Consider the following 12,837-nt stretch of genomic DNA (forward strand, 5'->3'; position numbering starts at 1 on the left):
AGAAACGATGAAGACAACAATTATAAAAAATATCGGATGTGGATTGCTTTTGTTAGGTACGACAGCCTGCGCTGACTATCTTGAAAAAGAATCTTTCGACATCATAACTCCCGAACAGGTTTGGCAAGACGCTAAATTGATCAACGGCGTAATGGTTAATTTGTATGACGGTCTGAACCTGGAAGATTTCAATTACTGGTATCGTGACGCATGGCGTTTGCAAAATGCCTCTTCCATGTCTGACGAAGCACAAGGTTCTTTCCAGAAAGATCCTCTATTCGATAACGGAAATGCCACATACACGTATGAAGACGCGTTGTTCGAACAGAAATTCTCTGATCGCTACAAAAATATACGAAACTGCAATGACTTCATCAGCCAGTTGCAGGAAGCGACAGCCTTATCGGATTCCGAAAAGAAACTGTTGTTAGCCGAATCCCGTTTCCTGCGTGCCATGCATTATTTCACGTTAGTGAAACGTTATGGAGGCGTGCCTCTTATCGACGAACCGCAACAATATGATCCCAATAATCTGGAAGCGCTGATGGTTCCTCGTAATAAAGAAGTTGAAATTTATGATTTCATCGTAAAAGAATGCCAAGAGGCTGCGCAAGATCTCCCGGATACGAGAAATGCGGAAGCCAAATACCGGGCGAGTAAATATGTAGCATTGGCATTATGTTCGCGTGCAGCCTTGTATGCCGGTTCCATAGCCCGCTACGGGAGCGTCCAGTTAGACGGCCTTGTCGGAATCCCGGCATCCGAAGCAGACCGTTTTTTCCAGGCTTCTTATGATGCATCCAAAGCAATCATATCTTCAGGTCTTTATACCTTATATAACAAGAAAGCCGACAACAAAGAGCAAAACTATTGCGAAATGTTCCTGAAAGGTAACGGTGATAACGGAGAATATATCTTCCAGAAACAATACAATGTCGCAGGAGGCAAAGGTCATGACTGGGACAAACGTAACGCTCCGTTCTCTTATCGTGCCGGAGGTTGGGGATGCGGTATCGCCCCTACTCTCGAAATGGTGGAAACATACGAATACATAGACGGCTCCGAAGGCACTTTGAAACTGGAAGAAAACGGTAAACCGATTCGTTTCGACGATCCATACGAAGTATTTGCCAATAAAGACCCGCGCTTGTTCGCTTCCGTCTATTTGCCGGGATCTCCTTGCCAAAGCACAAAGATCGAATGGAAAAGAGGAATCATCGTCACCGATAATGAAAGATATGTGGCAACCAGCCAGCCGGATGGTGGTAACACGGTCGAAATCAACGGAGTCACCTATAGTACTTCAGGAAAAGACGGCGGAGCCGATGCCGGCGATGCCTCCAAGACAGGCTTCTATCAGAAGAAATTCTGGGACGAAACATTGACCGATATGAACATGGGTAAGTCAGAAACTCCCTGGCCGGTTTTCCGTTTAGGAGAAATTTATCTAAATTTGGCGGAAGCTGCGATGGAGTTGAACAAATCTTCCGAAGCATTGGAGGCAGTCAACAAGATCCGCGAGCGTGCCGGAATCGCCTTATTGCCAAACATCAATATGGAAAAGATCCGTCACGAACGCAGAGTGGAACTGGCATTCGAAGGTCATCGTTTCTGGGATATGAAACGTTGGAGAATTGCTCACTTGGATGTGGCACAAGGCGGTTTGAATGGATTCAGAGGAACGGCATTGTATCCTTGGTATGATATTCGTGATGGCAAATATGTATTCGAAAGAGGAGCCAATGCTCCGAAACAGAAACGTATTTTCCTGGAAAAGAACTATTATACAAAGATCAACCAGACAGATATGAATTCAAATCCGAATCTCATTCAGAACCCGGGTTATACCAATTAATCATCTAATTTAGAAATTTGATATGAAAAAGATAAGTTTAGTATTGATGGCCGTTTGCTCCTTATGCTTCACAAGCTGTTTGAGCGATCTGGATAATTATGATTCTCCCAACGGAGGCATCAAAGGACAAATCTTAGATGCGGAAACGAATGAACCGATCCCGCTGCCCGTACAGGGATCTACCGGTGTTATTATCAATATGTTCGAACAGAACACAGAGGCAACACAATCGGTCGATTTCTATGCAAAGATGGATGGTTCATACGAAAATACGAAGTTGTTCAACTGTGATTATAAAATTGTTGTAAAGGGTCCTTTTGTTTCTCCTTGCGAAGAATTTGTAACCGTAAAAGGGCAGACAACATTGGACCTGAAAGCAACTCCTTATGCAAGAATCAACGCTTCGGCCCAGGTTGCAGGAAAGAAAATTACCATTACATATAAGGTAACTCCAACAAGCAGCAATTTCAAAGTATCGGAAGTGTACGGCTACTGGAATTTTGCTCCGGGCGTCGATAATGGAAATGCCAACCAAGCAGGAAAGCAGACCGTAAAGGAGCAGGAAGGAACGATCGTTTTCGATCTGGAAAACGATAAGACCTATCAGGACAATCTGTACAAAATACAAGGAAACGGCAACAAAATATATGTACGTGTCGGAGCCAAAACAGAAGGCGCGGTCAACTACAGTACCATTATAGAAACGATTGTACAATAAATAACCTTTGGGAGGTGTGTCAAAACTCCTTTATCACGATCTTTAAGGCACGGATTTCACGGATTTACACGGATAAATTTATTATCTTTCCGTGTAATCCGTGCCTGAATTGTGTCTATTGTAAGCAGGATTTTCTTTTTGACACACCTTCTTTTTTATTCTTTAGAACATGAAAAAAAGTATCTTACTCATCAGTCTGGCGGTTCTACCTCTATTCGGGTATGCCCAAAATGTGTTACCGGACTGGGCCTTAGGCGGCTTTGTCAGGCCGGAAAAAGTCAATCCGATCATTACCCCCAATCCTTCCAGCCAATTCGACTGTCCCATGCAGGGCAAAAAAATAGGATGGGAAGAGAGCGATGTGTTCAACCCGGCAGCAACCGTAAAAGACGGTAAAATATATGTCCTTTACCGGGCTGAGGACAATTCTGCAACGGGAATCGGCAAACGAACTTCGCGTATCGGATTGGCAGAATCCGAAGACGGCATCCACATGAAGCGCCGGAATACTCCCGTCATGTACCCGGATAAAGACAACATGAAGGAATACGAATGGCCGGGAGGTTGCGAAGACCCGCGCGTGACCATGACGGAAGACGGTCTGTATGTCATGGCCTACACTTCCTGGAACCGGAAAGTGGCACGCCTCTGCATCGCCACCTCACGCGACCTCGTCAAATGGGAGAAACACGGCCCTGCTTTCGCGAAAGCCTACAACGGACGCTTCAAAGACATCTTCTGCAAATCCGGCTCTATGGTGACAACGATCAAAGACGGTAAACAAGTGCTGACGAAAATCGGTGGAAAATACTTCATGTATTGGGGAGAACATGCGGTCTACGCGGCAACCTCCGACGACTTGGTCAACTGGACACCCATATTGGACGAGAAAAACGAACTGGCGACCGTCATCAAACCCCGTCCCCAATACTTCGACAGCGCCTTGACAGAGTGCGGTCCTCCCGCTATCCTGACAGACAAAGGCATCGTCTTGCTTTATAACGGCAAGAACCAGACAAACGACAGCAAGCGCGACAAGCGTTTCACTGCCGGAGCTTACTGCGCCGGACAACTTCTGACCGACCCGAAGGAGCCGATGAAGGTCCTGCAACGCCTGGACGTTCCTTTCTTCCGCCCGATGGCTCCATTCGAAAAGAGCGGGCAGTATGTCGACGGAACCGTCTTTATCGAAGGTTTGGTCTATTTCAAAAACAAATGGTATCTCTATTACGGATGCGCGGATTCCCAGTTGGGCGTAGCAGTTTATGATCCTGCAAAGAAAACACCCGGAGATCCGATTCCTAATTAAAAAATAAAGTATGAAAAACATTATCACTGGAATATTTTTGTTCTTGTCTGCCAGCTTTATGCAAGCGCAGACACCTAACAACTACCGGAATCCGGACAAAATATATCTGGATTCGAAAGACGGACACAACGGGAACTTCACTTGGCAGATGTACAAAGCGGGAGACGCAAAAGACCCTGCGGAGAAAATCTCACAGCCGGGCTACCAAACCGGACAATGGATGCCGGCAATCGTTCCGGGTACGGTTCTGAACTCACTGGTACACAACAAGGTTTATCCCGAACCCTATTACGGGATGAACAACAAACTGGATAAGAATATTATCCCGGACCTTGCCAAAGCAGGACGCGATTTTTATACCTACTGGTTCCGGACGGAATTCGACGTGCCGGAAAACTATAAAGACAAAATCGTCTGGCTTCAGGTAGACGGTATCAACTACCGTGCCGAGATATGGGTGAACGGTTATCTGCTCGGCAATATGTCCGGCATGTTCAAACCGGAGTATATCAATATCACGGATTTCGCCCGTATCGGCCAGAAAAATGCCTTGGCGATCAAAGTATATCCTGTTGATATGGCAGGGACCATCAAGCCGAAGCAATGGGGAGCCGCCGGCGAGTTTCACAATGGTGGAGACGGTAACATCGGACTGAACACGACCATGCTGATGAGTGTCGGCTGGGACTTCACCTTCAACGACGGGATCCGCGACCGGAATACCGGTATCTGGAAAAACATCAGCCTCTATGCTACGGACAAAGCGGTTATCCGCCATCCGTTCATCAAATCCGAACTTGCCAAACCAAACTACGACTTGGCAAAAGAGACTGTCAGTGTAGAAGTGACAAACCCGACACAGCGTGGCGTAAAATGCACGGTCAAAGGAGAAATCGTAGGTGAGGATATAACATTCAGCAAAGACCTGAATTTGTTCAGAGGGGAAACAAAGGAAATTTGTTTTACACCGGAAGAGTTCCCGCAGCTCACGATTAAGAACCCGAGTCTGTGGTGGCCGCTTTTCAAAGGAAAACCAGAACTGTACGAACTCAAGTTAACCGTAACCGTCGACGGTAAAGTGTCCGATGAAACAAAAACCCGTTTCGGTATCCGGGAAATCACATCCGACCAGAATACACCGGACAAATCCCGCCAGTTCTACGTAAACGGCAAGAAACTCTTCATCCGGGGAACCAACTGGATTCCGGAAGGGATGCTCCGTACCTCCGACGAACGTACTTATGCAGAATTGCGCTATACAAAACAATCCGGTATCAACCTGATCCGCATGTGGGGCGGCGGCATTGCCGAATCGGACTATTTCTTCCAACTCTGCGACGAAATGGGACTCCTTGTCTGGCAGGAATTCTGGATGACCGGCGACACCAAACATCCGCAAGATAAAGATCTATACCTGAGCAACGTCGAGGCAACCGTAAAACGCCTGCGCAACCATCCTTCACTGGCCTACTATGTTTCTTCCAACGAGAGCACGGAAATGCCGGGAGCAAAAGACCTGATCATGAAACTGGACGGGACACGCGGTTACCAGATGCAGTCGGAATGTGACGGCGTGCACGACGGCAGCCCTTACAAACAGGTGAACCCGATGCAGCACTACGAGAATACGGCATCCGAACGCGGTAGCCGTGTCGATGGCTTCAATCCGGAATATGGTTCGCCGACTATACCGACCGTTGAAACGCTCCGCGAAGTAATGGACGAGAAAGACCTCTGGCCGATCAATAAGGAGGTATGGGATTATCATGATGGCGGAGGGTTCCATCTGATGTCGACCATGTACACGGACCTTACCAACCATTATGGTCCTTCCTCTTCCATCGAAGAGTTTGCCACCAAAGGCCAGGCGGTCGGTGCCATGAACTCCAAATCGATCTGGGAAGTCTGGAACTATAACAAATTCGGTTATGGTGACCGCTACGCATCAGGGTTATTGTTCTGGTATCACAACTGCCCGGTCAGCCAGGTTTGCGCCCGTATGTGGGACTACTCTTTGGAACCGACCGCCTCTTTATACCATACTCAGAACGCATTGGAACCGCTTCATGCTCAGTTTGATTACCTGAAGAATACGGTTTCCGTTTATAATGACTACTACCAGGCATTCAAGGACTATAAAGTAGCAGCCGAAGTGTACGACCTGAACAGCAAGAAAGTATGGAGCAAAAGCCAGAAGATCGATATCCCGGAAGACGGCGTCGTAAACGATGTCTTCACAATCGATTTTCCCCGGAACATCACGCAGGTTCATTTTATAAAACTACGCCTGTTCGATACGAAAGGGAAAGAAGTCGCCAATACATTCTACTGGCGCTCCAACGATAAATATGAAGGTCGCAAGACCCTGACAGGCCCGACCTCATCCGGATTCGAAGACCTGTCGAAATTGAAACAGGTGCAACTGAAGACTCGCTACAAAACTTATCAAGAAGGTGATCGGCATTTCATTAAAGCTGAAATAAAGAACCCTTCTTCAACCGTAGCATTCTTCACCCAGCTTCAATTGCTTGGTCAGGACAAAAAGCCGGTGCGCCCCAGTTTCTACACAGACAACTTCTTCTCGCTCTTACCGGGAGAAAGTAAAACCGTCATCATAGAAACGGGCGCAAGCGATATGCCATCCGAACCGACATTCGTTGTGAAAGGTTGGAATATCAAACCGAGTAGTTTCAAATTGTAATTCCATAACGGTAAATGCAGTATATGGTAGTATTTCTTGCCGATATCGGCAAGAAATACTACCTTTGTATATATAATGTCACTTCAAACTTGCCGATAGATGGAATATATTTCAGTAAAAGAATGGGCCGGAAGACAGGGTATTTCGGAACGGACAGCCCGGAACTATTGTGCACAAGGCAAAATCAGAGGGGCTGTTCTTGTCGGAAAGACCTGGAATATCCCGGTCGATGCAGCATTGCCTAAACGCAAAAAAGCAGAACGGGTATCGCCTTTACTAAAAGCTCTGCGCGAGCAGAAAGACGGGCAGATGAAAGGGGGGATATACCATCGCATACAAATCGATTTCACTTATAACTCCAACCACATAGAAGGCAGCCGGCTGACACACGACCAAACACGCTATATCTTTGAAACCAACACGATCGGAGTGACGGATGAAGCGATTAATGTAGACGACATCATCGAAACCACCAACCATTTCCGTGCCGTAGACTACATTATCCAAGAGAACGACGGCAAACTTACCGAAACGTACATCAAACAACTCCACTTTATTTTGAAATCCGGTACATCTGACGAACGAAAAGATTGGTTCCGGGTCGGAGACTATAAGAAGTTACCCAATGAAGTAGGTGGCAACGACACTACAACGCCGGAAAACGTCCATAAAGAAATGAAAGCATTGCTGAAAGAATATAACAATAAAAAGAATCCGACATTTGAAGATATCCTGGATTTCCATCAACGTTTCGAGGCCATCCATCCGTTTCAAGACGGCAACGGACGCGTAGGACGGTTGATTATGTTTCGTGAATGCCTTCGGAATAACTATGTGCCCTTTATCATAACCGATGAGTTGAAAATGTTCTACTACAACGGCTTACGGCACTGGCCGCACATCAAAGGATATCTGGCCGATACCTGCCTGACGGCACAGGATCATTTCAAGGTTTTGCTGGAGAAATTTCGTATCAAATACGACCATAACTAAAATTGTTTCCGTACTTTTGCCGAAAATTTACAACTATGCCGACATTTTTCGTTGTCCTCATTAGTATTTATCTTGCGGGAAACATCTATATATTCAAGAGAGGGGCACAGGCTTTGGTAGCTCAGCCTTTCGGGGTTAAAGTTTTATTAGCCGTACTGTTTTGGTGCGGAGCCTTGTCGTTTATCGGCAGTTTTTTGGCTCGAAACACAAAATTACCGGTTGTTCTGGCTCATACGGCCCACGAAATAGGAACCGGCTGGTTGGTTTTCACGCTTTACATGGTTTTATGCCTGGTCGTATTCGACTTGTTCCGACTTTTCAACTTCCCGTTCAAATATGGGTTCTATACATCCTTATTCCTGACGCTTAGTCTGTTAAGCTACGGATATTATAACTACCAACATCCGAAAACAGAAGTTATCAACATAGTTTTCAACAAGCCGGCGGTTCATAATCAACAGCCGTTGAAAGTCGTTTCCGTCAGCGATATTCATTTAGGATACGGGACAGACAAGGAAGAGCTCAAACAATATGTCGAGATGATCAACGCACAGGAACCGGATCTGATCCTGATAGGCGGCGACCTGATCGACAACAGCGTAGTCCCCCTTTATGAAGAAAAGATGATGGAGGAACTGGCTGAATTGAAAGCGCCTTCAGGAATCTACATGGTTCCGGGAAATCATGAATACATCAGTGGCATACGGAAAAGCATGCAATTCATAAACGAAACGCCGATCCGCCTGTTGAGGGACGAAATCGTGACGTTGCCGGGCGGCATACAAATAATCGGACGGGACGACCGCAGCAATACATCCCGGTTATCCCTGCAAGAACTGGCGAAAAACATTGATCCCGCAAAACCTGTTATCCTTTTGGATCATCAACCGTACGACTTGTCGGATACGGAAAAGGCGGGTATCGACCTTCAGTTCAGCGGGCATACGCATCGCGGACAGGTATGGCCGATCAGCCTCATCACCGACCATCTGTTCGACCAAAGCTATGGTTATCGCAGGTGGGGAAACAGCCATATATACGTTTCCTCCGGACTGTCGCTCTGGGGACCGCCTTTCAGGATCGGTACCGACAGCGAACTTGTCGTATTCAACATTACGTGTAAATAGTGTACAGGCATGAGAGTTTTCATTCAATCGATAGTAGCACAGATAGTGCTGAATCCTTATATCTTCTGGCGGGGATATCAGGCCATTCCCCCCAAAAAGAGCTGGAGGATTCCCTATATCCTGTTTTTTATCCTTGAATTATCCCTCTTCTTCTTCGGCTTTACATTCCGCAATATGCTGCCGGATTCCGTCATGATTGCCATCCAGTATATTTGCAACACCTGGTATATCGCATCTCTTTATATCACGCTCTCCCTGTTGGTCCTGGAAGCGCTCCGGCTCAGCAACCGTTTCTTCCATTGGTTTCCCGGCTGGATTACAGGGCACTGGAAACAAACGAAACTGACCCTGTTCTTTCTGATCATAGCATTCGTCACCGGCCTGATGTTCCATGCTTACCATGTCGTCGCCTATCCGGTTGTCAAAGATGTATATGTCACCCTTCCCAAAGGGAGCGGCGACCGTGACAGCATGACGATTGTCATGATGAGCGACCTTCATATCGGGGAAATGATCGGCAAGGAGCTGGTACAGCGATACGTGAAGATGAGCAACGCACAACATCCCGACCTGGTCGTCCTGGTAGGCGATATCATGGATTATGAATCCCGCTTTGCCGAAAAAGCCCGTATCGAAGAGGATTTGAAACAACTGAAAGCCCCGTTAGGCGTGTATGTGGTTTACGGCAACCACGAGTATCGCGCCAACCGCATGGCCAAATACCGCTGGCTGAAGAAAACAGGGGCGACGCTTCTGGTCGATTCCGTTGCACGCCCGGACTCCTCATTCTACCTGATCGGACGGGACGACCATATCAACAAAAAAAGAAAGCCGTTACATGCACTTATGGCAGGTATAGACACGACCCAACCGATCATCGTATTGGACCATCAACCCTGGTCGTTCGCCGAAATGGCAATGAACGGTGTGGACCTCGGACTCCACGGGCATACCCACAACGGGCAGCTATGGCCCTACCCTCTTTTAATGAAACTGATCTATGAATGTCCGTACGGCTACCATAGGAAAGGGCCGACCCAGTTCTATGTATCTTCCGGTATCGGGATAGCCGGGCCACCTTACCGGGTCGGTACTGTCTCGGAAATGGTCGTGCTGCACATCCGGTTTGCCGATTAAGCAGGGTGAAACATCGCCTCCATCATGGCGATATCCATCTTCACTTCCCCCTGCAACAGATATTGAGTTGGCTTTTGGACTACATTTTCATAGCGTTGCCAACGCTTTCTCCCGATCCTGCCTTTTCCGGCGCTTCCAATGTCCGCCGGTATAATGCCGGATCACCCAACACTTCCAGCGCCTTGTCCAATACTTCATCTTCCTTCAGGCTGTTTATCAACTCGCCTTTCTGGAAATAATAACGTTTCATGATCTCGGAAGTCAGCAGCTTCTTGATCTGATCCTTGTTACGGTCGAAATCCCGTTCCAGGTCCGGAGTCAGTTTGGCTTCCAAAGAGTGGAAGATAGTAGAGTCGTTATCCATATAGCCCTCAAACTTAGCCACCTCTTTCAGGTTCTTCAACAGCTTTTCACTCTGCCGGTCGTAGGTGAAGTTCTTTTCTTTGGCATACTGCTTGAAAGCTTCAAAGTCTTCGTCCGTCACCTCGAAGTCCTCAGCCGAAGCGATTTTCTTATGCTTCCGGGACCATTCGGCGACAAAATCCGTCAGGACAAAATCCGTCACCAGATAAAACATCATAGTCGGCGTTTCCGGCTCTTCTATTTTAAAGTCGGGAGTAATACCGCCCCCATCCCGGACGGGACGCCCTTTGGAGGTATAGAAGACAGATGTCAGGCTATCCGGAATAGCCCCGACGCTACCGTCGGCTTTCCGGTGCGAATAGTCCATCTGCTGGATGCAACGTCCGCTGGGGATGTAATACTTGCTCATCGTCACTTTCACGCTTCCGTTATAAGGGAGTTCACGGGGGGATTGCACCAGCCCTTTTCCGAAAGAACGCTGTCCGACCAACACGGCACGGTCCATATCCTGCAAAGCCCCCGAAACGATCTCGGCAGAAGAAGCTGTACCTCCATTAATCAGGACAGCCATCGGCATCACCGTATCGAGCGGTTCGTTCGGTGTACGATAGGTACGGTCCCACTGACTGATTTTCCCTTTTGTCGAAACCACCTCTTTCCCCTTCGGGACGAACATGCCGACAATCTGCGTGGCGCTTTCCAGCAAACCGCCGCCATTGTTACGCAAGTCCAGGATCAACGATTTAATATGATGGTTCTTTTTCAAGTCCTCGAACGCATTCTTCACTTCCTGTGCACTCTTGTCCGTAAAACCTTTCAAATAGATGTAGCCTACGCCGTCACCCCGCACGCCATAGTAAGTAACCTGGTTTTCCAGGATCTGCTTACGCACCAGTTCCACTTCACGCGGTTTCTTGTCATACGGGCTCTGTATCTTCAATACCATTTTCGTATTGGGAACGCCTTTCAGGAGGGCGCTCACCTCGTCCGAAGATTTGTCGGTCACATCCACCGTGTCGATCGCCAGGATACGGTCGCCCGCTTTCAATCCGGCCAAAGCGGCCGGCATCCCTTCAAACGGCTCGATAATATAGACACCGCCCTCTTTCCGTTCGCGGATGTAAGAACCGATACCGCCATATTCGCCGGTCGTCATGAATTTCAGTTTATCCATTTCCTGCTCCGGGTAATATTCTGTATAAGGGTCCAAGCCGCCTAACATCGCATCGATCCCCCGGCGCACCGTTTTCTCGACGTCGACCGAATCCACGTAAAACATTTCCACCTCTTTTACCAGAGCGTTAAAGATATCCAGGTTTTTACTGACCTCGAAACGGTTGTCTTTCTGTGCCTGTCCGGGGATCACGCCTCCCAACAGAAGCAGCAAACTAAAAAGGACTATTATTTTCTCTCGTTGTTTATACATAGAATATTTAGTTAATTAACGACGTAAATGTATATAATAAACGCTTGTCAGGCCAATATACCATTTACTTTTAACTTTATTTGTTCCCATTTATCATCCGGTATCTGCGCCCCGATCACATCAATAATGTAACCGGCCAAAAGCGAACCGATACGGGCCGACTGTTCCAATGTCGCCCCGACCGACTGCCCGTAAAGGAATCCGGCGGCAAAATGATCGCCTGCCCCGGTAGTATCTACCGGTTTGCCTCCTTCGGCCGGAACCGTGATAACCTGTCCTTTGCTCCCCACCAAGGCGCCTTCCTTGCCTAAAGTGACCAAAGAGATCTCCACCTGCTCCGAAAGGACCTTGACCGCTTCGTGCGCTTTCAGCCCCGTAAAGGCTTCCGCTTCGCTTTCGTTGGAGAATAAGATATCGACATATTTAGGGATAATCTCGTCCAACAGGCCCCGGAAAGCATTCACGATATTGAAGTTGGAAAGATCGAGGGCGACCTTCAATCCCAACTTCTTCGCTTTCTGCATAGTGGTACGTACCAGCTCTTCGTTCACCAACAGGTAGCCTTCGATATAAATACATTGGTAAGAGGAAAGCATCTCTTCCGTAATTTCATCCGGCGTGATCGTCGGTGCCGGTCCGAGGAAGGTCCCCATCGTACGCTCGCCATCGGGGGAAATCAGGACGGTACAGCTGCCGGAAATGCCGTCTGTCTTGGCAAAATAAGGAGAGACATTGGCTTTTTTCAAGGCCTCCTCATAATATTCGCCTACGGAATCGGACCCGATCTTACCTATAAATCCTGCATTGGCTCCCAAAGAAGCCATCGCACGCATGGTATTGCATACCGAACCGCCCGGTGCCTGGCTGCGCTCAAGGCCTTCCTGCGACTTTCGGATTTTAATCATCTGTTCCTGGTTGATCATATCCATTGCGCCTTTCTGTATGCCAACTTCCGTCAGAACATCATCGTTCTCAAGCCTCAGCAGAACATCTACCAAAGCATTTCCTAATCCAATCGTATTCATTTTTCTATTTTTTTTCGCAAAGATATTGCATATTTCAAAAAGAACCTCTACTTTTGCAGTGCAATTTCAGAAAGGGATAGGATAAGTATCCGAACTGAAAAAACAAATTCTTCCTTAGCTCAGTCGGTTAGAGCATCTGACTGTTAATCAGAGGGTCCTTGGTTCAAGTCCAAGAGGAAGAGC

At 47.6% G+C, this 12,837-nt stretch carries 9 protein-coding genes and 1 tRNA gene; 8 read left to right on the forward strand and 2 right to left on the reverse strand.

Annotation, left to right across the window (positions count from 1 at the left end; all coding sequences use genetic code 11):
• The first annotated feature begins 7 nt into the window (after nt 1-7).
• From RDN79_RS11475 to RDN79_RS11505, 7 genes are all read left to right on the forward strand, one after another.
• On the forward strand, nt 8-1,855 hold the full coding sequence (locus tag RDN79_RS11475; protein ID WP_298549198.1) for a RagB/SusD family nutrient uptake outer membrane protein: 1,848 nt from the start codon (nt 8-10) through the stop codon (nt 1,853-1,855).
• Nucleotides 1,856-1,877: 22 nt separating this feature from the next.
• Nucleotides 1,878-2,573, forward strand: coding sequence for a DUF3823 domain-containing protein (locus RDN79_RS11480; RefSeq protein WP_298549196.1), 696 nt, complete (start codon nt 1,878-1,880; stop codon nt 2,571-2,573).
• Between the two features lie 169 nt (nt 2,574-2,742).
• Nucleotides 2,743-3,882 carry a glycoside hydrolase family 130 protein gene (locus RDN79_RS11485; RefSeq protein ID WP_298550912.1) on the forward strand — a complete coding sequence of 380 codons (1,140 nt, stop codon included), beginning with the start codon at nt 2,743-2,745 and terminating at the stop codon, nt 3,880-3,882.
• Between the two features lie 10 nt (nt 3,883-3,892).
• Entirely contained in the window at nt 3,893-6,583 is a 2,691-nt protein-coding gene (locus tag RDN79_RS11490; RefSeq protein WP_298550910.1) for a sugar-binding domain-containing protein, read from the forward strand.
• Nucleotides 6,584-6,682: 99 nt separating this feature from the next.
• The gene (locus RDN79_RS11495) at nt 6,683-7,576 is read left to right on the forward strand and encodes a Fic family protein (RefSeq protein WP_298550908.1); all 894 of its coding nucleotides are present in this window, start codon (nt 6,683-6,685) and stop codon (nt 7,574-7,576) included.
• A gap of 35 nt (nt 7,577-7,611) precedes the next feature.
• Nucleotides 7,612-8,703 carry a metallophosphoesterase gene (locus RDN79_RS11500; RefSeq protein ID WP_298550907.1) on the forward strand — a complete coding sequence of 364 codons (1,092 nt, stop codon included), beginning with the start codon at nt 7,612-7,614 and terminating at the stop codon, nt 8,701-8,703.
• Between the two features lie 9 nt (nt 8,704-8,712).
• Nucleotides 8,713-9,840 (forward strand): metallophosphoesterase, encoded by a 1,128-nt coding sequence (locus tag RDN79_RS11505; RefSeq protein WP_298550905.1) that lies wholly within the window; start codon nt 8,713-8,715, stop codon nt 9,838-9,840.
• 79 nt (nt 9,841-9,919) lie between these two features.
• Here RDN79_RS11505 and RDN79_RS11510 read toward each other — a convergent pair whose 3' ends face one another.
• Together RDN79_RS11510 and RDN79_RS11515 are read right to left on the reverse strand one after the other, a co-directional pair.
• Nucleotides 9,920-11,629: a S41 family peptidase gene (locus tag RDN79_RS11510; RefSeq protein WP_298550903.1), complete on the reverse strand. Its 1,710-nt coding sequence runs from the start codon at nt 11,627-11,629 to the stop codon at nt 9,920-9,922.
• 47 nt (nt 11,630-11,676) lie between these two features.
• Complete coding sequence (locus tag RDN79_RS11515; RefSeq protein WP_298550901.1) at nt 11,677-12,654, reverse strand: adenosine kinase; 978 nt, start codon at nt 12,652-12,654, stop codon at nt 11,677-11,679.
• 108 nt (nt 12,655-12,762) lie between these two features.
• On the opposite strand from RDN79_RS11515, the gene RDN79_RS11520 reads away from it, so the two are divergent.
• Nucleotides 12,763-12,836: transfer RNA gene (locus tag RDN79_RS11520), tRNA-Asn, on the forward strand.
• Nucleotide 12,837 lies beyond the last annotated feature (1 nt).

The sequence above is a fragment of the uncultured Parabacteroides sp. genome, from assembly GCF_902493135.1.
GTDB lineage: Bacteria > Bacteroidota > Bacteroidia > Bacteroidales > Tannerellaceae > Parabacteroides.

What these genes read in the sequence shown, in the direction of transcription:
- RDN79_RS11515 (WP_298550901.1), bottom strand. Translation starts at nt 12,654, where the DNA reads ATGAATACGATTGGATTAGGAAATGCTTTGGTAGATGTTCTGCTGAGG.
- RDN79_RS11510 (WP_298550903.1), bottom strand. Translation starts at nt 11,629, where the DNA reads ATGTATAAACAACGAGAGAAAATAATAGTCCTTTTTAGTTTGCTGCTT.
- RDN79_RS11485 (WP_298550912.1), top strand. Translation starts at nt 2,743, where the DNA reads ATGAAAAAAAGTATCTTACTCATCAGTCTGGCGGTTCTACCTCTATTC.
- RDN79_RS11475 (WP_298549198.1), top strand. Translation starts at nt 8, where the DNA reads ATGAAGACAACAATTATAAAAAATATCGGATGTGGATTGCTTTTGTTA.
- RDN79_RS11505 (WP_298550905.1), top strand. Translation starts at nt 8,713, where the DNA reads ATGAGAGTTTTCATTCAATCGATAGTAGCACAGATAGTGCTGAATCCT.
- RDN79_RS11500 (WP_298550907.1), top strand. Translation starts at nt 7,612, where the DNA reads ATGCCGACATTTTTCGTTGTCCTCATTAGTATTTATCTTGCGGGAAAC.
- RDN79_RS11490 (WP_298550910.1), top strand. Translation starts at nt 3,893, where the DNA reads ATGAAAAACATTATCACTGGAATATTTTTGTTCTTGTCTGCCAGCTTT.
- RDN79_RS11480 (WP_298549196.1), top strand. Translation starts at nt 1,878, where the DNA reads ATGAAAAAGATAAGTTTAGTATTGATGGCCGTTTGCTCCTTATGCTTC.
- RDN79_RS11495 (WP_298550908.1), top strand. Translation starts at nt 6,683, where the DNA reads ATGGAATATATTTCAGTAAAAGAATGGGCCGGAAGACAGGGTATTTCG.